The 22577-nt window shown below is 70.2% G+C and carries 27 protein-coding genes; 18 read left to right on the top strand and 9 right to left on the bottom strand.

What is annotated here, in order from left to right; all coding sequences use genetic code 11:
• The first annotated feature begins 49 nt into the window (after positions 1-49).
• From AB0K11_RS23540 to AB0K11_RS23530, 3 genes are read left to right on the top strand one after another with little or no spacing between them, the layout of a single operon-like run.
• Positions 50-1513: a septum formation family protein gene (locus tag AB0K11_RS23540; protein ID WP_364982661.1), complete on the top strand. Its 1464-nt coding sequence runs from the start codon at positions 50-52 to the stop codon at positions 1511-1513.
• Between the two features lie 16 nt (positions 1514-1529).
• Positions 1530-1868, top strand: a complete 339-nt coding sequence (locus tag AB0K11_RS23535) for a metallopeptidase family protein (RefSeq protein WP_364982659.1) — start codon at positions 1530-1532, stop codon at positions 1866-1868.
• Positions 1869-1916: 48 nt separating this feature from the next.
• Positions 1917-2117 carry a hypothetical protein gene (locus tag AB0K11_RS23530; RefSeq protein WP_364982656.1) on the top strand — a complete coding sequence of 67 codons (201 nt, stop codon included), beginning with the start codon at positions 1917-1919 and terminating at the stop codon, positions 2115-2117.
• A 23-nt stretch (positions 2118-2140) separates the two neighbouring features.
• Here AB0K11_RS23530 and AB0K11_RS23525 read toward each other — a convergent pair whose 3' ends face one another.
• A complete protein-coding gene (locus tag AB0K11_RS23525) occupies positions 2141-2827 on the bottom strand; it encodes a histidine phosphatase family protein (RefSeq protein ID WP_364982653.1) in 687 nt (228 codons plus the stop codon).
• On the bottom strand, positions 2824-3759 hold the full coding sequence (gene pheA / locus AB0K11_RS23520; protein ID WP_364982650.1) for a prephenate dehydratase: 936 nt from the start codon (positions 3757-3759) through the stop codon (positions 2824-2826). The genes AB0K11_RS23525 and pheA overlap by 4 nt, the downstream gene beginning before the upstream one ends.
• A 114-nt stretch (positions 3760-3873) precedes the next feature.
• Between pheA and AB0K11_RS23515 the strand changes: the two genes are divergently transcribed.
• The 4 genes from AB0K11_RS23515 to AB0K11_RS23500 all read left to right on the top strand — a co-directional run bounded on the left by AB0K11_RS23515 (position 3874) and on the right by AB0K11_RS23500 (position 7394).
• Complete coding sequence (locus tag AB0K11_RS23515; protein ID WP_364982647.1) at positions 3874-4659, top strand: DUF2470 domain-containing protein; 786 nt, start codon at positions 3874-3876, stop codon at positions 4657-4659.
• Between the two features lie 25 nt (positions 4660-4684).
• Positions 4685-5446 carry a CPBP family intramembrane glutamic endopeptidase gene (locus AB0K11_RS23510; RefSeq protein WP_364982643.1) on the top strand — a complete coding sequence of 254 codons (762 nt, stop codon included), beginning with the start codon at positions 4685-4687 and terminating at the stop codon, positions 5444-5446.
• 44 nt (positions 5447-5490) lie between these two features.
• Positions 5491-6717 (top strand): LCP family protein, encoded by a 1227-nt coding sequence (locus AB0K11_RS23505; protein WP_364982640.1) that lies wholly within the window; start codon positions 5491-5493, stop codon positions 6715-6717.
• Positions 6718-6848: 131 nt separating this feature from the next.
• Positions 6849-7394, top strand: a complete 546-nt coding sequence (locus AB0K11_RS23500) for a ferritin (RefSeq protein ID WP_364982637.1) — start codon at positions 6849-6851, stop codon at positions 7392-7394.
• On the opposite strand, the gene AB0K11_RS23495 is transcribed toward AB0K11_RS23500, so the two are convergent.
• From AB0K11_RS23495 to AB0K11_RS23485, 3 genes are read right to left on the bottom strand one after another with little or no spacing between them, the layout of a single operon-like run.
• On the bottom strand, positions 7395-8237 hold the full coding sequence (locus AB0K11_RS23495; protein ID WP_364982634.1) for a glycerophosphodiester phosphodiesterase: 843 nt from the start codon (positions 8235-8237) through the stop codon (positions 7395-7397). It abuts the gene before it with no gap.
• 25 nt (positions 8238-8262) lie between these two features.
• Positions 8263-9297, bottom strand: a complete 1035-nt coding sequence (locus AB0K11_RS23490; protein WP_364982631.1) for a DUF4328 domain-containing protein — start codon at positions 9295-9297, stop codon at positions 8263-8265.
• 58 nt (positions 9298-9355) lie between these two features.
• Complete coding sequence (locus tag AB0K11_RS23485) at positions 9356-9697, bottom strand: rhodanese-like domain-containing protein (RefSeq protein WP_364982628.1); 342 nt, start codon at positions 9695-9697, stop codon at positions 9356-9358.
• A gap of 595 nt (positions 9698-10292) precedes the next feature.
• On the opposite strand from AB0K11_RS23485, the gene AB0K11_RS23480 reads away from it, so the two are divergent.
• From AB0K11_RS23480 to AB0K11_RS23460, 5 genes are all read left to right on the top strand, one after another.
• Positions 10293-10451, top strand: a complete 159-nt coding sequence (locus AB0K11_RS23480) for a hypothetical protein (RefSeq protein ID WP_364982625.1) — start codon at positions 10293-10295, stop codon at positions 10449-10451.
• A gap of 126 nt (positions 10452-10577) precedes the next feature.
• Positions 10578-11201, top strand: coding sequence for a superoxide dismutase (locus AB0K11_RS23475; protein ID WP_364982622.1), 624 nt, complete (start codon positions 10578-10580; stop codon positions 11199-11201).
• Positions 11202-11417: 216 nt separating this feature from the next.
• Positions 11418-11951 (top strand): peptidase, encoded by a 534-nt coding sequence (locus AB0K11_RS23470; protein ID WP_364982619.1) that lies wholly within the window; start codon positions 11418-11420, stop codon positions 11949-11951.
• 259 nt (positions 11952-12210) lie between these two features.
• Positions 12211-12930, top strand: coding sequence for a TMEM165/GDT1 family protein (locus AB0K11_RS23465; protein WP_364982616.1), 720 nt, complete (start codon positions 12211-12213; stop codon positions 12928-12930).
• A gap of 438 nt (positions 12931-13368) precedes the next feature.
• The gene (locus tag AB0K11_RS23460; RefSeq protein ID WP_364982613.1) at positions 13369-13767 is read left to right on the top strand and encodes a helix-turn-helix transcriptional regulator; all 399 of its coding nucleotides are present in this window, start codon (positions 13369-13371) and stop codon (positions 13765-13767) included.
• A gap of 49 nt (positions 13768-13816) precedes the next feature.
• On the opposite strand, the gene AB0K11_RS23455 is transcribed toward AB0K11_RS23460, so the two are convergent.
• The 3 genes from AB0K11_RS23455 to AB0K11_RS23445 all read right to left on the bottom strand — a co-directional run bounded on the left by AB0K11_RS23455 (position 13817) and on the right by AB0K11_RS23445 (position 16817).
• Positions 13817-14983: a hypothetical protein gene (locus tag AB0K11_RS23455; RefSeq protein ID WP_364982610.1), complete on the bottom strand. Its 1167-nt coding sequence runs from the start codon at positions 14981-14983 to the stop codon at positions 13817-13819.
• A complete protein-coding gene (locus AB0K11_RS23450; protein WP_364982607.1) occupies positions 14980-15471 on the bottom strand; it encodes a DUF955 domain-containing protein in 492 nt (163 codons plus the stop codon). Before AB0K11_RS23450 ends, AB0K11_RS23455 begins: the two co-directional genes overlap by 4 nt.
• 62 nt (positions 15472-15533) lie before the next feature.
• Positions 15534-16817, bottom strand: a complete 1284-nt coding sequence (locus tag AB0K11_RS23445; protein WP_364982604.1) for a hypothetical protein — start codon at positions 16815-16817, stop codon at positions 15534-15536.
• Positions 16818-17031: 214 nt separating this feature from the next.
• On the opposite strand from AB0K11_RS23445, the gene AB0K11_RS23440 reads away from it, so the two are divergent.
• The 5 genes from AB0K11_RS23440 to rraA all read left to right on the top strand — a co-directional run bounded on the left by AB0K11_RS23440 (position 17032) and on the right by rraA (position 20290).
• Entirely contained in the window at positions 17032-17688 is a 657-nt protein-coding gene (locus AB0K11_RS23440; RefSeq protein ID WP_364982601.1) for a DUF6474 family protein, read from the top strand.
• A gap of 5 nt (positions 17689-17693) precedes the next feature.
• The gene (locus tag AB0K11_RS23435) at positions 17694-18221 is read left to right on the top strand and encodes a copper resistance CopC family protein (protein ID WP_364982598.1); all 528 of its coding nucleotides are present in this window, start codon (positions 17694-17696) and stop codon (positions 18219-18221) included.
• Positions 18218-19156, top strand: a complete 939-nt coding sequence (locus AB0K11_RS23430) for a CopD family protein (RefSeq protein ID WP_364982595.1) — start codon at positions 18218-18220, stop codon at positions 19154-19156. The genes AB0K11_RS23435 and AB0K11_RS23430 overlap by 4 nt, the downstream gene beginning before the upstream one ends.
• Before the next feature lie 94 nt (positions 19157-19250).
• Positions 19251-19775: a hypothetical protein gene (locus tag AB0K11_RS23425; protein WP_364982592.1), complete on the top strand. Its 525-nt coding sequence runs from the start codon at positions 19251-19253 to the stop codon at positions 19773-19775.
• A gap of 35 nt (positions 19776-19810) precedes the next feature.
• Complete coding sequence (gene rraA / locus AB0K11_RS23420; protein WP_364982589.1) at positions 19811-20290, top strand: ribonuclease E activity regulator RraA; 480 nt, start codon at positions 19811-19813, stop codon at positions 20288-20290.
• Between the two features lie 49 nt (positions 20291-20339).
• Here the strand turns inward: rraA and AB0K11_RS23415 are convergent, their stop codons facing one another.
• Positions 20340-21809, bottom strand: a complete 1470-nt coding sequence (locus tag AB0K11_RS23415; RefSeq protein WP_364982586.1) for an NAD(P)/FAD-dependent oxidoreductase — start codon at positions 21807-21809, stop codon at positions 20340-20342.
• Between the two features lie 77 nt (positions 21810-21886).
• On the opposite strand from AB0K11_RS23415, the gene AB0K11_RS23410 reads away from it, so the two are divergent.
• Positions 21887-22519 (top strand): TetR/AcrR family transcriptional regulator, encoded by a 633-nt coding sequence (locus AB0K11_RS23410; protein ID WP_364982583.1) that lies wholly within the window; start codon positions 21887-21889, stop codon positions 22517-22519.
• The last annotated feature ends 58 nt before the right edge of the window (positions 22520-22577 follow it).

Below are 22577 nucleotides of genomic sequence, written 5' to 3'. Positions count from 1 at the left end.
TAACGTTACAACTGCATCACTTGTCACAGCACCTGACACGCCTGTCACAATGGAGCGGATGTTGGAGGCACCAGAGCACCACGACCCGCGCGCCGACGGGCCCGATGCGCCCGCACAGCGGGTGGCATGGTGGCACAGTCTGCAGGCCGCCTCGACCCGTCGCGCGCTGCTGCTGACGGCGCTGGGCGGGCTGCTGATCGCCGGCCTGATCACCGCGCTGCCGCGCAGCGAGGGCGCCAACGGCATGGGCCTGAACGCCAGCGCGATCAGCCTCGGACCGCGCGGCAACGACACGTTCAACCACGCCGAGGACGGCGACTGCCTGAATTGGCCGGACCGCACCCCGGACGCGGCGGAGATCGTCGACTGCAAGGACGAGCACCGCTTCGAGGTGGCCGAGTCGGTCGACATGCGCACGTTCCCCGGCAGCGAGTACGGCCCGGAGGCCCCGCCCCCGTCGACCGCCCGCATCCAGCAGATCAGCCAGGAGCAGTGCCAGCCGGCCGTCCGTCGCTACCTCGGGCAGCGGTTCGACCCCAACAGCCGCTTCACCGTGAGCATGCTGTGGTCCGGCGACAAGGCGTGGCGTCAGAACGGCGAGCGCCGGATGCTGTGCGGGCTGCAGCTGCCCGGCCCGAACAACCAGCAGCTGGCGTTCCAGGGCAAGGTCGCCGAGATCGACCAGTCCAAGGTCTGGCCTGCAGGCACCTGCCTCGGCATCGACCCGTCGACCAACCAGCCCACCGACATCCCGGTCGACTGTGCGGCGCCGCACGCCATGGAGGTCACCGGCTCGGTGAACCTGGCTGAGAAGTGGCCCGCCGGCCTGCCGCCGGAGCCCGAGCAGGACACGTTCATCAAGGACGCCTGCACGCGGATGACCGACGCCTACCTGGCGCCCATCCAGTTGCGCAACACCACGCTGACCCTCATCTACAGCACGATCTCGCTGCCCAGCTGGTCTGCGGGCAGCCATCAGGTGTCGTGCAGCATCGGCGCGACGCTGGGCAACGGCGGCTGGTCGACGCTGCTGAACAGCGCGAAGGGCCCGCTGCAGATCAACGGTCAGCCGCCGGTGCCGCCGCCCGACATCCCGGAGGAGCGGCTCAACCTGCCGCCGATCCCGTTCCCCGACGCCGTCGACACCACGTCGGATTCGTCGTCGGACTCGTCCTCGGACTCGTCCAGCTCGTCGTCGGACTCGTCCTCGTCGAGCACCGACGACTCCAGCTCCAGCGGGTCCAGCGACTCGGGCAGCGAGTCCCAGGGCACCCAGCACGGCCCGCAGCAGGCCACCCCGCCGGCCCCGGGCGATCCGCCGCCCGCGGACGCCCCGCCCGGCGGCGGCAACACGTTCCTCAACGGCGCGCCGCCGGCACCGGCACCGCCGCCGCCCGGTGCGCCGCCTCCGCCCGAGGCAGTGCCGCCGCCCGCGGCCGCCCCGCCACCGCCACCCGCGCCCGAACCGGTGCCACCGCCGGCACCAGGGCCGCCGCCTCCCCCGGTGCCGTAACCGGGTGGGCGTCCGGATGAGCCCGCAGCGGTTCGACGAGCTGGTCTCGGATGCACTCGACCTGATTCCCGCCGACCTCGCGGCTGCCATCGACAACGTCGTGGTGCTGGTGGCCGACCGCCACGACGAGGAGCCCGGCCTGCTCGGCCTCTACGAGGGCATCGCGCTGACCGAGCGGGACTCCTGGTACGCCGGCTCACTGCCGGACACGATCACGATCTACCGCGGTGCGCTGCTGGACGTCTGCGACTCCGAGGAGCAGGTGGTCGACGAGGTGGCGATCACCGTGATCCACGAGATCGCCCATCACTTCGGCATCGACGAGGAGCGCCTGCACGAGTTGGGGTGGGGGTGAATGGCGCGGCAACCGTGTGATGTCGCCCCGCGGTGCTATGAACGGGCCATGAGTTTCCAGTGCCGGGAGTGCCGGGCCGGGCTGGAGCACTGCCATGGCACGGTGGTCCACCACGTCCGGTTCCGTACGGAGTGCACCGAGGACGGCTGCGAGACGCCCGAGGTGCTGCACACGTTCAAGATCGACTGCGAGGCGATCGGCTGCGAATGCGGCCAGGCCGCAGGCGGGTCCGTCGTCCGCGTCGGCTGACGCCTGCCACAGCGTCGCCCGGGTCAGCCCATCGGGTCGGCGGACTCCAGCGCGTCCTGCACGGGGTGCACGTCGGTCTCGGGATAGAACGGCGGGGTCAGCGTGCCCCACTGCACGCAGCTCCAGCGGCCGTCGGTGATGGGCGCCAGCACCACGGCCTCGGTGTTGGCCAGGTGGTGGTCGAGCGCGAAGCCGCCGTCGACGCCTGCCAGCACCCCCGCGACCAACCGGATGGCCGCGCCGTGGCTGACCACCACGATGTCGCCGCGCCAGGCGTCGTCGTCGAGGTGGCGCAACCTCAGCTGGGTGAGGACGGGGACATAGCGGTCGAGGACCTCGTTGCCGGATTCGCCGCCGGGCATCACGGCGTCGAGGTCACCCTGGTGCCAGCGCTGGTAGACGGATTCGAACTCGGCGACCGCGTCGTCGTCGTTGCGGTCCTCGAGCGCGCCGACCTGGACCTCGTGCAGGCCGTCGAACTCGTGGGCGGGCAGCCCGGCGTGCGCGGCGATCTCTGCGGCTGTCTGCACCGCCCGCACCGCGACCGAGTGGGCGACCATCGCCGGCGGCTGCGCGAGCCCGCGGGCGAAGTCCCTGGCCTGCTCGCGACCCAGCTCGGTCAGCTCGCGGCCGGGCGGGCGGGTGTCCAGCCGCCGTTCCACGTTCGACAGCGACTGCCCGTGCCGGACCAGTACCAGCCGTCCGCTCATTCGTTCACCTCCGCATCACCGAGTGTGCCGTCGCGCAGCGCGGCCAGCCAGCGCGATGCGTCGTCGAGCTCGGGCGGCGGCGCACCGACGGCCACGCCCGTCGGCCAGGATCCGAGATAGCGCACATCTGCACAACGCCGGTGCAGCGCTCTGAGTGCCTCGGCGACGGCGTCGTCGTCGATGTGGCCGACGAAGTCGAGGAAGAACATGTAGGTGCCCAGTCCCGTTCTGGTGGGCCGGGACTCGATGCGGGTCAGGTCGATGTCGCGGACGGACAACTCGGTCATCGCGGTGACGAGCGCGCCGGGCGAGTTGGCCAGCCGCAGCACCACCGAGGTGCGGTCGGCGCCGGTGCGGGCGGGCGGTGGCGCCGGCCGGCCGGCGAGCAGGAACCGGGTGCGGGCGCTGGCCTCGTCGACGACGCCGGAGGCGAGCACCCGCAGTCCTAGGCGTTCGGCGGCCAGCACCGTGCTGACCGCGGCATCGGCCCGGCCGTCGGCCACGTCGTGTGCCGCGGCGGCGTTCGACTGGGCGGGCACCACCTGTGCGCCCGGCAGCTTGTCGGCCAGCCACCGCCGGACCTGCGCGGCGGCCACCGGAAAGGCGGCGACGGTCGTGACGTCACCGGTGTGGTCGGGCCGCACCGCGATGGTGAACGACACCTCGAGGACGGTCTCGGCGAAGATCTGCAGCGGGGCGCCGACGGCCAGGCTGTCCAGCGTCGGCAGCACCGAGCCCTCGATCGAGTTCTCGATCGGGACGCACGCGTAGTCGGCGGTGCCCGCGCGGACACACTCCAGGCTCGCGGATGTGCTGTCGACGGGCAGCGGGGTGACGGCACCCGCGATGGGGATCGCGTCCGCGGCGGTCAACTGCAGCAACGCCGCCTCTGTGAAGGTTCCCTGGGGCCCCAGATAGGCGATGCTCGGCACGTCTCAACCCTATCGGGTGGCCGTGGTAACGCCGTTCCGCTGGAGGGAAGGCCTTGCGCCCCGCGCATGTCGCTAGTTAAGTTAGGCTCACCTTATCTACCGGGAGGGCGAGCGATGACGAATGCGGCACCGACGACAGCCGAGCGGATCCGCAGCGCATGTGCGCGCGGCGGCGGCGCGATGCTGGCCGTGGAGGGTGTCGAACCCGTCGCCACGCCGATCCACCACCTCCTCGAGGACGGCTCGTTCGCGTTGACCGTCCCGGTCGACGGCATGGTCGCGGGCATGGTCGTCGGCTCGGGCACCGCGGGAGTCCAGGCGGTTCTCGAGATGACCGACTACGCCCCGCTGCCGCTGCGCGAGCCGGTGCGGTCGCTGGTCTGGATCCGCGGCCGGCTGCGCGAGGTGGCCGCCGTGCACGTCGCGCCGATGCTCGACCTCATCGCGTCGTCCGACCCGAATCCAGCTCTGCTGCAAGTCAACTCGGGCGAGAACAGCGGTGGCGACACCCGTTGTGCGCTGATGCGGCTGGAGATCGAGTCGGTGGTGGTCGCCGACTCCACCGGCGCCGAGGCCGTCGGCCTGAACACTTTGCTCGAGGCGCGGCCCGACCCGTTCTGCGAGATGGAGTCGTGCTGGCTGCAGCACATGGACTCCGCGCACCGCGACGTGGTGGAGCGGCTGGCCACCCGGCTCCCCACCGCGCTGCGCCGGGGTCGCGTGCGCCCGCTCGGCCTGGACCGCTACGGCGTCCAGCTGCGTGTCGAGAACGAGGACGGCGACCACGACGTGCGGCTGCCGTTCGCCAAACCGGTCGACGACGTCACCGGGTTGAGTCAGGCCATCCGGGTCCTGATGGGCTGCCCGTTCCTCAACGGCCTGCGCGCGCGCCGCGTCTGACCCCACGCCGCACTAGCCTGTGGCGGTGACCGAGCCCGCCGACCCGCAGGTGCCGCAGCGGCGCGGGCTGAGCATCGAGATCGCCGTCGTGCTGGCGGTCACCTTCGGCCTGAGCGCCTACACCGCGTCCCTGAGCCTGATCGAATCGGTGCTGCAGGGCCTGTCGGGGCAGGTGATCGCGCTCAATCCGAAGCGTTCGCCGTTTGACCTGATCGACCTCGGATTCAACCTGACCCGCGTGTTCCAGCTGCTGGCCTGGGGCGCCCTCGGGCTGTACCTGTTGTGGCGCAGCGGGTTCGGCCCGGCACGCATCGGCCTGGGCCGGCCCCGCCGGAGCGACGTGCTTGGCGGGCTCGGGCTGGCGGCGCTGATCGGGCTGCCGGGCCTGGCGCTGTACCAGGTGGCCCGCGTGCTCGGCGCGAACGCCGACGTCGAACCCGCGGAGCTCTACGACACCTGGTGGCGGATCCCGGTGCTACTTGCGGTGTCGTTCGCCAACGCCTGGGCCGAGGAGATCATCGTGGTGGGCTTCCTGCTCACCCGGTTGCGCCAGCTGAAACTCAGTCCGGTGGCCGCGGTGGTGATCAGCAGCCTGCTGCGCGGCGCGTACCACCTGTACCAGGGTTTCGGCGCGGGGCTGGGCAACGTGGCGATGGGTCTGGTGTTCGGCTACGTCTACCAGCGGACCGGCAGGCTGTGGCCGCTGGTCCTCGCACACGCGCTGATCGACGCGGTCGCCTTCGTCGGCTATGCCCTGCTGGCCGACCGACTCGGCTGGCTCGCGTAGCCCGTCGCCGGGGTACGGGCACCCAGGGCACGTACATTTCTGCTGTGGACGACAACCGGCCGACACCACGGCAGCCGCCACGGGAGCCGCCGGAGATGATCCGCCGCAACCCGGCGCACCGGCCCCCACCGGTGTGGCCGCCCCGTCCGCCCACACCCCCACGCCGGCTGCCACCGCCGCCCGCACCGCCCTCTCGCCGGCCCGGCCCGCCGCCCGCCGCCCGGCGGCCACCACCTCCGCCACGGGTGCCCGCGCCCGCAGCCAGGCCGGCCACACCGCCCCCGCGGCCGCCCGCACCGGTGGCCAAGCCCCGACGGCGCCGACGCTGGGGCCGGATCATCGCCTCACTGCTGCTGGTCACGGTGCTCGCCATGGTGGGCGCCGCGGTGTGGATCGACACCTCACTGCACCGGATCCCGGCGCTGGCGGACTACCCCGACCGGCCGGCCGCCGGACGCGGCACCACCTGGCTGCTGGTCGGCTCGGACAGCCGCCAGAACCTCTCCCCCGAACAGCAGGCCGAACTGGCGACGGGTGGCGACATCGGTGCCGGCCGCACCGACACCATCCTGCTCGTCCACGTCCCCGGCCTGTTCTCGGGTGCGCCGACGACGATGGTGTCCATCCCGCGCGACTCCTACGTGCCGATCCCCGACTACGGCGAGGACAAGATCAACGCCGCCTTCTCGATCGGTGGCGCGCCGCTGCTGGCACAGACGGTCGAGCAGGCCACCGGGCTGCGTCTCGACCACTACGCGGAGATCGGCTTCGACGGCTTCGCCGAGGCCGTCGACGCGGTCGGCGGCGTGACGATGTGCCCGCCCGAGCCGATCGACGATCCACTGGCCGGGATCAGCCTGCCCGCCGGCTGTCAGGAACTCGACGGCCGCAGCGCGCTGGGCTACGTGCGCACCCGCGCGACCCCGCGGGCCGACCTCGACCGGATGACGAATCAGCGGGCCTTCATGTCGGCACTGCTGCACCGCGCCGCCAGCCCCGCGGTCCTGCTCAACCCGCTGCGCTGGTATCCGCTGGTGCACGCCGCGGGTGGCGCGCTGGCGGTCGACGAGGGCGCACACGTGTGGGACCTCGCCCGGCTGGCGTGGGCGCTGCGCGGCGACGTCACGACGACGACTGTGCCGATCGGCGAGTTCACCGGCAGCGACTCCGGCGCCGTCGTGGTGTGGGACAGCGACGCGGCGAGCCGGCTGTTCGACGCGCTCGCCACGGACGCCGCGATCCCCGCCGACACCATCGACACGCAGCCGTGAGTTCGGTTAGGCGACCCTCAGCAAACGGTGTCGCACGCGCGTGAGCGGGCTCACAGCACTTAGGGAAACCTCGCCTCAATAAGGCAGACCTTTGCTGACAACCCCCTCTGACCTGCTATATCCTCCCTTTCATGAGCACTGACAGCGCACTCGACACCAAGTTCCACGAGCTCTTGACGGACCAGGTGCGCAGCGAGTTCACCGCCGCCCAGCAATACATCGCGATCGCGGTGCACTTCGACGGCGCCGACCTGCCGCAGCTGGCGAAGCACTTCTACGGCCAGGCCGTCGAGGAGCGCAACCACGCCATGATGCTGGTGCAGTACCTGCTCGACCGCGACGTCGACGTGGCGATCCCGGGTGTCGACGCGGTGTGCAACCGCTTCGACACCCCGCGCGACGCGCTCAAGCTGGCGCTCGACCAGGAGCGCGCCGTCACCGAGCAGATCTCCCGGCTGGCGAGCGTCGCCCGCGACGAGGGCGACTACCTCGGCGAGCAGTTCATGCAGTGGTTCCTCAAGGAGCAGGTCGAAGAGGTCGCGACGATGACCACCCTGGTGCGCATCGCCGACCGGGCCGGCACCGACCTGTTCCACCTCGAGGACTTCGTGGCCCGCGAGATCAGCGTGCCCGCCGCCGATCCGACCGCGCCCCGCGCCGCCGGCGGCAACCTGTAATCAGTCGCGTTCCGCCCCGGTCAGACCGTTCTGCAACCAGTCCTTGGTCCGGCCGGGGTGGTTCGTCGCCACCCACGCGACCCCGACGTCACGGCAGTACTGCACGTCCTCGTAATGGTCGACGGTCCAGCAGTAGAGCGCGCGGCCCTGCGCCGCGGCACGGTCGACCAGCTCCGGGTGTTCGCGCAGCGTCGCGATCGACGGGCCCACCGCCGTGGCGCCGACGGTGGTGGCCGCGCTGCCGCCCAGATAGCGCGACGTCTCCCCGAGCAACACGGTCGGCAGCAGCGGCGCCGCCCGCCGGATGCGCCACACCGCCGCGGCCGAGAACGACATCACCACCGCGCGTGACAGATCCGCCGACGCCGGTGCGGCGATGCCGTAGCGGTGCAGCAGCGCCAGCACCTTGCTCTCGACCAGCGCGCCGTAGCGCACCGGGTGCTTGGTCTCGATGAACAGCTTGACCGGCCGGTGCCAGTCGAGCACCAGGCCGACGAGGTCGTCGAGCGTGAGCAGCCCGGTGTCACCGGTGGCGCCGCCGGCGTGCCAGGACCCGTAGTCGAGTTCGCGCAGTTGCGCCAGCGTCATCTCGCTGACCAGACCGCTGCCCGTCGACGTGCGGTCGACCCGGCGGTCGTGCACGCACACCAGGTGGCCGTCGCGGGTCAGCCGCACGTCGCACTCGACGCCGTCGGCGCCCTCCTTCAGGGCCAGCTCGTAGGCCGCACGGGTGTGCTCCGGGCGGTCGGCAGACGCACCGCGGTGGGCCACCACGAACGGGTGTCCGCTGAGCGCCGGACCGGACTCCGCCGCCCCGGCGGTTCCGGCATCCCCCGAATCCATAGGGCTATGCTGCCGGGTGCTGCCCTCAGGTCTCAACCGCAACGGCGGATTCGGATACCCGCTCGTGCTCCTGCCGGGCACCCGCAGGCTCTGCCCGGTCGTCGGGGATCAGCACCCAGCGACGGGCCGCCCGCTCCACCGGGGTGCGCTCGAAGCCCAGGTAGATCCGCCTCGTCAGGAGCAGAACCGCCACCGACAGCAGGTAGGCGATCGTCGTGGTGACCGTGTTGTCGGCGACGCCCTGCGGCGTGTCGGGAAAACTCGTCGCGAACGCGAAGACGGCCAGGATCGTGCACAGCGTCCACAGGATCGTCCACACCAGGAGGAGCCGGCGCATCAGGCTGACCCGGCTCTCGATCCGGGCCAGCTCGTAGACGAACACCGGCGCCCAGACCAGGTTGACGAAGGGCAGCAGGCATCCCCAGCGCAGTGCCCACGCCGGCCGGGGATCGGCCTGGCCGCGGTGGGCGAAGGCCGCCGCCCGCCGGGCGATCAGCCAGTTGGACAGCACGATCGCGAGGGCGAGCAGCAGGAAGAACGCGACGACGGCCGCCACGACGCCGAGCCAGGTCACGCCGTCGGCGAGCCACGGTGCGAGCAGCATGCTGCGGTTGACCAGCAGCAGGACGTAGCGCAGGAGCAGCAGGAACGCGGCGATCCCGAACGCGATCGTCGTGGCGGTGAGCAGTCGACGCACCGCACGCAGCGACGGCCCTGGACGGGTGCGCTCGTCCTGCTGATCGTCCGGAGGGAAGTAGTCCACCAGCCCCCACGGCGGGATGGTGCCGTAGCGGGGCGTGGGTCCGAGTGCGCCGCGCCTGCGGCGTCTCGGCGGCGGCGCGCCGGGCCGCACGGCGATCCAGCGGTAGCCCGGGGGGATCTTCGGCGAAGGGTTCTGGCCGGCGGATCGCGATGCGCCTTCCCCGGGCGGCGCGCTCCACTCCGAGACCGGCGCGGGGCCCGACGGCGCGAGCAGCGTGCCCTGGCAGCGCGGGCACCACTGCCGCTGCCGGTCGCGCACGTTCCACCGCGTCCCGCAGCGGGAACACACCTGGATCATCCGATCAGCCTAGCGATGGCGGCGGCGGTGGTAGCGCAGTCGGTCGGGCACCTGCTGGTCAGACGCTACCCACGCCGCCGGCGTCGGTGACGACGGGACGGCCGGCGCCCGCCCACGCCAGCATCCCTCCGCTGACGTTGGCCGCCTGGTAGCCGTTGCGGACCAGGTACTGCGCCACCCGCTGGGATCGGCCGCCCGCATGGCACACCACGTACACCTGGGCTCCGGGGTCGATGTCGGCGAGCCGGGATGGGACGTCACCCATCGGAATGTGGCGCGCGTCGGCGGCGTGCCCCCGCTGCCACTCGTCGTCCTCGCGTACGTCGAGCAGGATCACCGAGTCGTCGAAGGCGTCGGGCAGCTGCGCGACGCCGACCTGTGCGACCTCCACGTCATCCATGTCCCCATGCTGGCACGCCCGGCCGGCTGCCGCATCCAACGACGCTGCAGCCCGCGACGGCAGCTATCTCGGGGCTATCCACAGTTTCCACAGGTCTATCCACAGGGCGGCCAGCTGCCGCAACGCCTCGTGAGCCGCCGAATCTGTATCGCGGCTGCGCGTGGCTGTGGATAACCTGCGGGGTCCGACAGGCCGGTGATCAACATGCCGAGCTAACCACCCGGGCCGCCGGCCGCAGCCGTCGACGGCATCCGCCGCGAGTGCTCCGGCACCCTGCCGCTCGCGCGGCGGCGGCAGCGTGGCGGGCCTTCCCGGGAAGGTTGCGACGGCCGGTCGCCGACGCTCGCGCGGGCGTCGTCGGGCACCGGTGTGCACCGGCGGGCCTGCCGGCGTCACGGCCCCCGCCACCGGCGGCGGAGGGGCCGAGGCCGACATCGCCTCAGGATGATCGCAACGCCGCCGATGCGGCCTGCGGCGGGTTTGCGGGTCCGATTTTTCTGTCGGCCCGCAAAGGGCTATGATCAGCGTCACACGAGGTTTCTGTGATTGATCTCACCTGGGGGCGGACATTGATTGTGCTGGTCAGGAGCGTTTGATGGCATCGCATCCGATGGGCTCGGGTTCGGCCATGCCGCCCTCTGAATGGCACACGTCCACTCACGTCTACAACCGCAGCCAGCTGATGGCCTGCATGCGCGCCGGCGCGATCGCCCTGGTGCTGCTGGGCATTCTCGCGCTGATCGTCCTGTTCTGAAGTCGGCTCCGACGGGTACTGCTGTAGGTGCGCCGCGTGTCCTTGCGGTGCGCGCAGTGATGGAGCAATGTTGACCTTGATACCGAGGATGTCGAGCTTCATCGATCAGCAAGAGGAAGGAAACTCGTGGCCGAATACACCCTGCCCGAACTCGATTACGACTACGGAGCCCTAGAGCCCCACATCTCCGGACAAATCAACGAGCTTCACCACAGCAAACATCACGCGACCTATGTCAAGGGCGCCAACGACGCGCTGTCGAAGCTGGAGGAGGCCCGTGCCAGCGGTGACCACTCCGCGATCTTCCTCAACGAGAAGAACCTCGCCTTCCACCTCGGCGGGCACGTCAACCACACCATCTGGTGGAAGAACCTGTCCCCTAACGGCGGTGACAAGCCGACCGGCGAATTGGGCGCGGCCATCGACGACGCTTTCGGTTCGTTCGACAACTTCCGGGCGCAGTTCACCGCCGCCGCCAACGGCCTGCAGGGCTCGGGTTGGGCGGTGCTCGGCTACGACACGCTGGGCCAGCGCCTGCTGACCTTCCAGCTCTACGACCAGCAGGCCAACGTGCCGCTCGGCATCATCCCGCTGCTGCAGGTCGACATGTGGGAGCACGCGTACTACCTGCAGTACAAGAACGTGAAGGCGGACTACGTCAAGGCGTTCTGGAACGTCGTCAACTGGGCCGACGTGCAGAACCGGTTCGCCACCGCCACCGGCGCGGCCAAGGGGCTCATCCTCGGTTAGGGCCGGGTCGGCTTCGGCCGTCACACGCTTCACAGAAGGGGCGCCGCGCGATTCGCGCGGCGCCCCGCCTCTGTCTCGGGGACGTTTTCGTCACCAGACTCTTCGCCGTTAGCACTCGTGTCGTCTTGCGTGCCAGACCGACGCTGGCGCATGCTGAACGGATCGACCCACAGGCGAGTCGGGGTAATGTCCGAACACCGATGTCCCGGAGGCGAGATGGAGACAGGGTCAGGTAGGGCGATCGAGATCGCGCCCTTTCACTCTTCAGGTGCACTCAAGGGCTTCGTGGTGTCCGGCCGGTGGCCGGATTCGACGAAGGAGTGGGCGCAGCTGCTGATGGTCACCGTCCGCGTCGCTTCGCTGCCCGGATTACTCTCCACGACAACGATTTTCGGCGTCAGGGAGGAGCTCCCCGACGAGCCGGAACCGGGCACCGTGGGCCTGGTGCTGGCCGAGGGCACCGTCGTCGGCGAATCAGCGGTTCCGCCAGGATTTTTCGCGGACCGCCAGCCGCCGGCACTACTGATGCTGCATCCGCCGTCGGAGACCATGCCGTCGCTGCCGGAGTGCAGCGGCGCGGCGTCCGGATGCGTACTCCTGCCCGGCCTGCCGCATCTGGGTCTCGAGCACCGGGCCGCGTGGGTGGAGGCCGAGTCCGACGGCACCGTCACCTCGATGGTGAGCCGGGTCGGCGTCGACCCGATCAGCCACCCCGATACCGCGATCCTGGCGATGCTGCTTGCCGCATAAGGCTTTTCGAATAGTTCGATCAGTAGCTCGAAACGAAAAGTACGGCCTCCCGAAATCGTCTGGCGCGGTGGCATACCCGCAGCGCGCCCGCTATGGTTGAGTTCATCAGCGAAGGGGAGTAGCCCCGAATCGTCGTGTCGACATACTGGCGAGAGCCCGGCACGCGAACCGCACGACGCGGTGGGCGAGACCTTCGACCGGAAGCTCGGCGAGCCGTGAGCAAACGGCCACGCCGGCTGCGTGTCGAAAGGTGCCCACAGTGCTCACCGCCGCCCTCCTCAGCCTCGCGGTCGTGTTCGTCGCAGAACTGGGCGACAAGTCGCAGCTGATCACCATGACCTACGCGCTGCGGCACCGGTGGTGGGTGGTGCTCACCGGCGTCGGTATCGCCGCCTGCCTCGTCCACGGTCTGTCGGTCACCATCGGCCATTTCCTGGGGATGACGCTGCCCGAACGCCCCATCGCCTTCGCCGCGGCGATCGCATTCCTTCTCTTCGCCGTGTGGACCTGGCGAGAAGGCCGCACCGACGACGGCGACGACGACGTGCGGGTGGCCGAGCCGCGGTTCGTGGTGTTCGCGATCGTCTCGTCGTTCCTGCTCGCCGAGCTCGGCGACAAGACGATGCTGGCGACGGTCGCGCTGGCCAGCGACAACGATGCGGTCGGAGTGTGGATCGGCGCGACCATCGGAATGGTGCTCGCCGACGGTGTCGCGATCCTGGTGGGCGCGCTGCTGCACAAACGCCTGCCCGAGGGCTTCCTGCACGGTGTGGCCAGCCTGCTGTTCCTGCTCTTCGGCTTGTGGATGCTGTTCGACGCCGCGCTGGGCTGGCGGGTGGTGGCGTTCGCGGCCACCGGCGGCGCCGCCGTCACGGTCGCGATCGTGGTCGGGATGCGCGCCGTTCGCCGGCGCCGCGGCGGTGCGGACGACGGCGCCGAGCCGTCGGTACCGCTGGAATCGTCGCCCGAATCGGCCTGATCCCGCCCGGCTACCGCGGGGTCGTTTCCACCCTCGTATCAACCCCGAAAAGCGCTCGTGCAGGTCACGGCGGAGGAATCCGATGCCGCCGCGGCCGAGTGGGCCACGTCACAACAAACACAGCAAACGCCTGGATCCGCCGTCGGCGGTAGATCGCGGGTAGCTTGTCGGGTACCCGGCGTTTCCCGTCGGAGCTGCTGTTTCACGTTCGACTGACCCGAGCCTACGCACCCGTTATTATTTGCTTCCAGGCACCATCTGGACAGGGTGCGGACACAACACAAAGTCGCTGGTAGCTGTATCGGCGGCTCGAGTGGAACTGAAGCCAAGTTAACTTTCCGGCGGTTTGCACTTGGTTGACGGGACAACTGTCGCTACGATGGTCAGCAAATACCGCCGCCTAAACCGCCGCTCGTCACGCATGTGGAGGTCAATTCGATGAGCACGACGTTTGCCGCACGTCTGAACCGGCTGTTCGACACCGTCTATCCGCCGGGACGTGGCCCTCACACGTCGGCCGAAGTGATCGCCGCACTGAAGGCCGAAGGCATCACCATGTCAGCGCCCTACCTGTCCCAGCTCCGTTCGGGCAACCGTACGAACCCGTCGGTGGCCACCATGGCCGCCCTTGCCAACTTCTTCCGGATCAAGCCGGCGTACTTCACCGACGACGAGTACTACGAGAAGCTCGACAAGGAGCTGACGTGGCTCGCGAGCATGCGTGACGAGGGCATCCGCCGTATTGCGGCGCGGACGGTGGGGCTGTCTCCCGAGGCACAGCAGGACATCGCGCAGAAGGTCGACGAACTGCGCCGCCGGGAGAATCTCGACAGTTAGCCCGTCGCCGGGGCCGATCCGACCCGTGGCGAACTAAGCGGCTGACCCGTCAGTCTTCGGTGTCTGAGGCGGCACTGTCGAGCGCGCGGTACTCCTGGGCGATGGCCAGGATCCACTCCCGGTCCGAGTACGACTCGGGCTGGCGCAACCAGCCAAGACCCGGGAAGGACTTCCGGCCTTGGCGGGTGGCACCGGCACGACCCGCGTGGATCCACTCCGCGATGGCGCGGGCCTGCACCCGCGGCGGCACCTGCGGCGCATCCACCCCGGCCAGATCCAACTCATCGATCGTGCTGCCGTCGTCCGGGAGGCTCCCACCGCGGCCCGGTTCGGTGCCCCTGACGTCGACGGTGTGCCTGGTGTTGGCGGCGACGGTGGCCTCGAGGAACAGCGCATCGGAGATCAGCGACATCCGCTCGGCCACCCGGAAGACCAACGGGCCACGCGGCCGGACACCGATCCCGACGTCGGGATGGCGACGGCCCAGTTCGGCCAGGATCGGTTGAATCGTCCGCAACTCGCGGCGGGCGCCGAACCAGTCCTCGATGCTCGGCAGCAGCGACCCGGCGGCCACCACCACCATCGCGCAACCCAGCAGTGTCGCGGCGGTGCCCACGCCGATGGACGACTGGCCCGCGGCGCGCACGACGAAGAACCCGCTCGCCAGCATGATCAGCACGATGCCGATGGTGAACACGAACAGCGCCCGGCCCCGTCGGCTGCGGCTGGAGTGCCGGATACCCGCCCAGGACACCAGTGACAGCGCCACGAGGACGTACAGCAGTGGCGGCAGCCACGACGAGCCGAGGTTGTTCTTGAGGTACTCCTCCGGGGCCATCTGGGGCTGCTTGCCCTCGGCGAAGAACATGCCGAGGCTGCCCAGCGCGATGACGGTCGCGATGCCGTACTGCGCCAGGGCGAGCCGCCGGGTGGTCGACGCCTTACGCCCGGACGCGACCGTGGTGATCATCACCGAACTGCCTGCGGCGCAGGCGATCAGCGCCACCTGACTGAACCCCATGGCGATGTTCGGCCAGTGCAGGACGTCGTCGATCAGCAGGGTGAGCGGCTGCCAGTTGAGCGCCGCCACCAGGCCGAGGCTGCCGAGCGCGAGGATCATCGCGGTGCTGACCAACGACTGCTTGTTGACCAGGGCCCATCCGATGCGAAGTCCGGTCGCCAGGCCGAGCAGCCCGGCGATCACCCAGATGATCAACCAAACGCCTCTCCGAGCCGCACCTGCACTATCGAGGAGCGGTCCGAGGGCAGACGTCCGAGCCGGTAGATGAGCAGTGCCGCGAAGTCCTCGGCCTCCTGTTCGGCGTCCTCACCGCTGGGTCCCATGCACCCGGTGCGCTGATTGAGCATGTAGCCGATCAGTTCGGAGCTGGCGACCTCGGCGGTGGCGCGGGCCGCCTCGGCGACCGGCATCCCCTCGTGGCCCAGCACGAGATGGCCGAGTTCGTGAGCGAGGGTGCGATCCCACGCCGGCAGGCCGTTCTGCAACAGGAAGACGTCGCGGTCGGTGTACTGCCGCCACTGGCCGCACACACCGGGAGGCAGTTCGGCGGTTTTGAGTTCGATGGGACGCCCGCGATCCTCGCTGACCGCCTGGACCAGACGGGTCAACGACACCTCGCCCCGGCGAGGCGCAAGATCGAGCACAGCACTCACTGCACGCGTCACGCGACGGCTTGCAGGCATGGAACCCCCTCTCGACTCAATCCCTATGTGCCCGCCGCCTTGTCTTCGGCGAGCGTCCGTGACTACTCGACGAACCGCGCTGTGCCGGCGCTGCGCACCGCCCGGCCGGCTTTCGCCTGCCGGTAACCGACGAGTCCCCCCGCGCCGGTGAGAACCAGGATTCCCGCGACACCGGGCACCGCCACCGCTGCGATCTGAGACATACCCGCAGTTCGCAGGTATTCCACGTATCCGACCCGGAACGTCGTCGCGGGCGGCACCCCGGGGTCACCACCGCGTACCGGCACCTCGGGCTGACGTCCGGTGCGCGGATCGGTGTTCACCTCGCGCGGACCGGAACCCGGGTTCGGACCCCGAGGCCCTCCAGGGCCACCCGGCCCGCCACCGAAGCCCAGTCCCGGCGGTGCGACGAGGGGCGGCAGGGCGACCGGCGGCACCACGATCGGCGGAACGATGATCGGCATGGCGATCGGCGCCATGGGCGCCTGGGCGAGCGCGCCGATGCCCGGAGCCGCGTCGAGCACATGCGGTTCGGGCTCGGGCTCACCGACCGGCGGAGTCTCCTCGTCCGGCGGTTCGGGCTGTCCTGAGCCCTGCGATCCGTCGCCATCGCCACCGCCCGAGCCGTCAGACGTGGGCCGCAGGGTGGTCGTCGGCGGGTCGGTGGTCTCGGACGGATCCGTGGTCTCAGACGGATCCGTGGTCTCAGACGGATCCGTGGTCTCAGACGGATCCGTGGTCTCAGACGGATCCGTGGTCTCAGACGGATCGGTCGTCTCAGACGGATCGGTCGTCTCAGACGGATCGGTCGTATCGGTCGGCTCTGTCGGCTCGGTCGAACCCGTGGGCTCTGTCGGCTCGGTCGAACCCGTCGGCTCGGTGGGCTTCGTCGGTTTGGTCGGCTTCGTCGGACCGTGGCCACCCGGCCAGCCAGGATGTCCCGGATGGCCGTGCCCCCAGTCGCCGTCATGCTCCTCGCCGGAACCGGGCCTCGTCGGGCCCGGGTTACCGGGGCGTGGTCCGCCCGACCCGTGGCCGGGTCCGCCCGGGCCGTTCTCGCCGCGGCCGGGGCCTCCTGGGCCGTCGTCGCCGCGGTCGGGGTCCCTCGGTCCGTCGTCGCCGCGGTCGGGCCCTTCACGGCCGGGGCCGTCGCGACCGGGTCCGTCGCGACCGGGCCGATCGGGGTTGTCGCCGCGGTCATCGCCGCGGGAGTCCTGTGACGGCCGGCCGTCGCCTCCGCCGCCGTGGTCCGAGTCGGCAAACGCCAGCGCCCCACCCAGACCAGTGAGGAACAGGCCGGAAGCGACAAGCCCGGCCGATGTGGCGACGCGAACGCGCGAGCCCACTGCGCCACCACCCCTCGTCGCCCCGTCCGCCGGCCTCTCTGGCGGTGCACCGATTGTCGCATAATCCGAGGTGATGGTTTGCTACTGCAAGGAATAGCCCCGGCTCCTCGCAGGGGCGCGGCAGGGCGGCGCTGCGCCCGAACGATACTGTTGTTCCGCGGCGCTGTTGGCCGCACGCGCATCACATGACGAATCAACCGGGAGGCACGCCGGGATGGCCCTGTTCAAGCGACGCAAGAGCCGCGCTACCCGCCGGGCAGAGGCCCGGGCCATCAAGGTGAAGGCCAAGATGGAGGCCAAGCTCGCCGCCAAGAACGAGACCCGTCGGATCAAGTCCGCCAACAAGGCTGAGACGCGGGCGCTCAAGGCACAGCTGCGCGCCCAGCGCGACAGCGACCGGGCGGCCCTGCGCGTTGCTGAGACCCAGCTCAAGGCCGCCAGGGAGGGCAAGTTGTTCTCCGCCACCCGCATTCGCCGGGTGCTGACCGTGGCACGTTTGCTGGCGCCGATCGTCGTCCCGGTGGTGTACCGGGCCTCCATCTCCGCGCGCGGGCTCGTCGACGAGCGCCGCGCCGACCGCCTCGGCGTCCCGCTCAGCCAGCTCGGCCAATTCTCCGGACACGGCGCCGAGCTGTCGGCGCGGATCGCCGGGGCGGAGCAGTCCCTGCGGCTGGTCGCGCAGAAGAAGCCCAAGGACGCCGAGACCAAGCAGTTCGTCGCCGCGATCACCGAGCGGCTCAGCGACCTGTCGGCCGCGGTCACGGCCGCCGAGAACATGCCGACGACGCGTCGACGGGCCGCACACTCGGCCATCGCCACCCAGCTCGACGGGATCGACGCCGACCTGATGGCGCGCCTGGGCGTCGTCTGACGACGATGCCGCACCCGCCGAAGCGCCTGTACGCGCTGACCGCCCTGGTGACCGTTGTGCTCGCGGCGCTGGCGTTCACGGGCGCAGGGCCGGCCGCCGCGCACGCGGCCCGCATCGCCGCCGACCCCGCCGAGGGCACCGTCCTCACCGCGTCGCCGCAGCGGGTCACCGCGACGTTCAACGAGCCGATGCAGAAGGCGTTCGCAGCGATGACCGTCGTCGGCCCCGACGGGAATCTCTGGTCGACGGGCGAACCCGAGGTCGCCGACGCCGACGTGAGCGTGGGGGTGCGGCCATTGGGTCCGGCCGGTACCTACACCGTCAACTACCGGCTGACCTCGGCCGACGGACACGTGGTGAACGGATCTTGGTCGTTCGCGCTCGACGTGGCCGGCACGGGCACACCGGGCCCCTCGGCGACCGCCACCCCGGCCGCTCCGCCCGATCGCGGCGTTCCCGTCTGGCCGTTCGTGGTGGCCGGCGCCCTCGTCCTCGGCGCAGGCGTGTGGTGGGCGGTGCGGCGCAGGAGGTGACCGCTCCCGCGATCGTCGGCGGTCGCGTGGCGGTCACCGGCGCGCTCGTCGTGGTGGCGGCCTCGGTGCTGGCGTGGGCGCTGGCCCAGCCGTCGAACTCACTGGCCGCGTCGACGGTGCGCGCCTTGGCCGACTCCGCGGCGGTGGTCACACTCGGCTTGACGGTGGTGCCGATGCTCGACGTCGGCAGACACCGCGACGAACTCGTCCGCTCGTCGGCGACCCCACTCGGGGTGACCGCGGCCGTCTGGCTGCTGGCGGAGGTGGTGCGCCTGATCGTGGTGACCGCGCAGGCGGCGGCGCTACCGCTGAACCGGGTCGGCGTGCGTGACTTCGTGCAGTTCTCGTCGCAGACGACCGTCGGGCAGGCAGGCCTGTTCAGCATCGCGGCGGCGGTGGCCGTCGGCCTGATCGCGCTGGCCGCACCGCGGACGGCCGCGACGGCTGTCGCGGCGGGTGGCTTGGCGGCCGCCGGACTGGCCGCCCGGACACTCGCGGGCCACCTCTCGGAGAGTCCGTGGGGCGGGGTGGCGGTGGCGGTCCACGCGCTGGCCGTCGCGGTGTGGTGCGGTGCCCTCGCCGCACTGGTCCTCACGGTCGGGCACCGCGGGCGGTGGGCCCGGGTGCTGCCGCGGTTCTCCGCGCTGTCGTTGATCTGCGTGGCGGTGCTGCTGGCGGCCGGGACCGCCGGTGCGGTCGCGGCCGTGGATTCGTGGGACGCGTTCTATTCGACCGGATACGGTCGCGTGCTGTCGGCGAAGATCGTGGTCACCGCCGCGTTGATGGCGCTGGCGTGGCGGAACCGGGCCGGGTGGCTCCCGGCGGCACGAGCGCACCGCGCGACGGCCGGACTGTCCCGAACCCGTTCCCTGATCGAGTTGGCAATCATGGCCGTGGCGCTGGCCCTGGCCGCCGCACTGGCAGTGACGGGTTGACCGCCGATCCGGCCTGGCATGATGGGCACCACTGCCGGCTTCGACACCCACGCGATCGCGCACGAGGCTAGAGACACCGCAAAGGAGCAGCCGAATGGCAGACCAGCAGGGTCGCCCCGATCAGACCCCGGACGCCGCCGCACCGGTCGCTCCCCCGCCGTCGTCGGGCGCAGCTGATCCCGCTCCGCCGCCGGCGCAGCCCACCAGGAAGTCTCCGGCCAAGAAGGCCCCCGCCAAGAAGGCCGCGGCCAAGAAGACGCCCGCCAAGAAGGCGCCGGCGAAGAAGGCTCCCGCCAAGGCCGTGAAGAAGGCCCCCGCGAAGAAAGCGCCGCCGGCGAAGGCCGCTGCCCCTGAGGCCGCACCGGCTGCCGCGACCCCGGTGCAACCGGAGCCCGCCCTGCCGACGCCGTCCGCCTCCGACATCACCGCCGCGGCCAAAGAGGCTGCCGCTCAAGCGAAGTCGACGGTGGCCACGGCCGCCAACCCAGTCTCGGGCGCGGTGCCGATGCCGTTGAGGTCGGCGGAGGTGTCCCGGATGCCGGTCGCCGCGGCCGTCGCCGCAGGCGTTCTGGCGATCCTGCTCGTGCTGATCGCACGCCGGTACGCCGACGACGACTGAGCCACGGCGCTCGACCGGGCTGAGATAATCGGCGGGTGACCATCGCACCGCGCGCCACCGCTGACCTCGTCGACGACATCGGCCCCGACGTCCGCAGCTGCGACCTGCAATTGCGGCAGTTCGGCGGCCGGGCAGAATTCGCAGGGCCGATCACCACGGTGCGTTGTTTCCAGGACAACGCCCTGCTGAAGTCGGTGCTGTCCGAACCGGGCGACGGCGGCGTCCTGGTGATCGACGGCGACGGGTCGGTGCACACCGCCCTGGTCGGCGACGTCATCGCCGCGCTGGGCCGGGACAACGGCTGGGCCGGGCTGATCATCAACGGCGCGGTGCGCGACGCGGCGGTGCTGCGCACCCTCGACATCGGGATCAAGGCGCTGGGCACCAACCCCCGCAAGAGTTCGAAGACCGGTGCGGGCGAGCGTGATGTGGCCGTGGAGTTCGGCGGTGTGACGTTCGTGCCCGGCGACATCGCCTACAGCGACGACGACGGCGTGGTGGTGGTCGGCCCGTAGCGCGGAAAAGCCCCCGACACAGGCCGGGGGCTTTCCGTGCGCGGGGGCGTCAGGCCGAGACGGACGCCCGCAGCTTGCTGAATTCCAGTGTGCCGTCGTCGATCTTGCCGTTGCGGATGACCCGCAGGTCGACCAGGTAGTTCTGCTTGAGCCGCCACGGCGTCTCGGAACCCGACTTCGGCAACGTGTCGAGGGCCCGCTTGATGTAACCCGAGCTCAAGTCGACGAACGGCAACCGCTCGATATCGCTGCCGGGTTCACGCGGTTCGACGGTGACGTAGTCCTTCTCGCCCATGAAGCTGAGCAGACGGCTGACGTACTCCGACGTCAGGTCGGCCTTGAGCGTCCACGACGCGTTGGTGTAGCCGAAGGTGAACGCCATGTTCGGCACACCGGAGAGCATCATGCCCTTGTAGGCCACGGTGTCCGCGAGATCCAGCGGTGCGCCGTTGCGGGATACCTTCGCGCCGCCGAAGAACTGCACGTTCAATCCGGTTGCGGTGACGATGATGTCGGCCTCGATGCGCTCGCCCGACTTCAGCAGGATGCCGTCGGCGGTGAACGTCTCGATGGCATCGGTGACGACGTCGGCCTTGCCCTTGCGGATGGCCTTGAAGATGTCGCCGTTGGGAGCCAGGCACACGCGCTGATCCCACGGCTTGTAGTCCGGGCTGAAGTGCCTGTCGTAGTCGTAGCCCTCGGGCAGGCGCCGTTCGGCCATGGTGCGCAACAACTTCCGGAACACGTTCGGCAGCGCACGGGCGAGCTGGTACTGCGCCGTGGCCTGCAGGATCGCCTTCCAGCGCACCGCGGTGTAGGCCGGCTTCTCCGGAAGCAGCCGGTAGGCCCGCTTGGCGAACGGATCCTTGTCGGGCAGCGACCCGATGTAGGTGGGTGTGCGCTGCAGCATCGTGACGTGACCGGCGCCGTTGTCGATCAGCGCGGGGATCAGGGTGATGGCGGTGGCGCCGCTGCCGATCACGACGACCTTCTTGCCCTGGTAGTCCAGATCCTCCGGCCAGTGCTGGGGGTGCACGACCGTGCCGCCGAACTCGTCGACGCCGGGGAACTCCGGGGAGAAGCCCTCGTCGTAGTTGTAGTAGCCGCTGCAGGCCCACAGGAAGCCGGCGTGCAGCTCGATCTGCTCGCCGCCGCGCTCGATGGTGAGCTCCCACCGGCTGTCGTCATCCGACCAGTTGGCGGCGACGACCTTGTGGCCGTACCGCATGTGCTTGTCGATGCCGTTCTCGGTGGCGGCCTCGTTCAGGTAGTTCCAGATCGAGGGGCCGTCGGCGATCATCTGGTCGGTCGCCCATGGCTTGAAGTGGAATCCGAGGGTGTACATGTCGGAGTCCGAACGGATGCCTGGGTACTTGAACAGATCCCAGGTGCCGCCGAGCCTCTCCCGACGCTCGAGGATCGCGTAGCTCTTACCGGGGTTCTGGTTCTGCAGATGCCAGGCCGCGCTGATGCCGGAGATGCCGGCTCCCACGATGACAACGTCGACAAATTCGGTCATGGTGTCAAGGTATCAACACAGTGTTGAGTTGGTCAACAGTGTGTCGAGAATTGTCGACACCGTGTAAAGTCACCGTAGTGACCACCGCCAGCCAGGCCCGCGCATCGCGTGGCCGCCGCCCCGCTCGCCCCTCGGGTGACGACCGTGAGCAGGCCATCCTGGCGACCGCTGAACGGCTGCTCGACGAGCGCGGGTTCGCCGGGATCTCGGTCGACGACCTCGCCAGGGGCGCAGGCATCTCCCGACCCACCTTCTACTTCTACTTCCCCTCGAAAGAAGCGGTGCTGCTCACGCTGTGGGAACGGGTGATCCGGGAGGCCGACACCGCACTGGAGGCATCCGCGGCGCAGGCGCCCGACGGCCGCGACGTCTGGCGGCCCGGCATCAAGGTCTTCTTCGACACCTTCGGCGCGCACCGCGGCGTGACCGTTGCGGCGTCCAGCTCTGACAACGCCGAGATCCGCGGCGTGTTCTCGACATTCATGCAGAAGTGGATCGACTTCACCGCGGCCACCATCGAGGCCGAGCGCAACCGCAACGCCGCGCCGAACACCATCCCGGCGCGCGACATCGCCACCGCGCTGAACCTGATGAACGAACGCACCCTGCTGGCGGCGTTCGCCCAGGAGACGCCGGCGATCCCGACCGAGCGGGTGCTCGATTCACTGGTGCACGTGTGGACCTGCGCCGTCTACGGAGAATGCGGCTGACGCGTCGGACCCTCATGCGAACATGTGTTCGTGTCCGGCGGGCAGGAGCGAAGCGGCG

It is taken from the genome of Mycobacterium sp. NPDC050551, from assembly GCF_040674075.1.
Classification (GTDB): Bacteria; Actinomycetota; Actinomycetes; order Mycobacteriales; family Mycobacteriaceae; genus Mycobacterium.
Note: the sequence above shows the minus strand (reverse complement) of the source record. Positions and strands in the feature narration are given on the sequence as shown.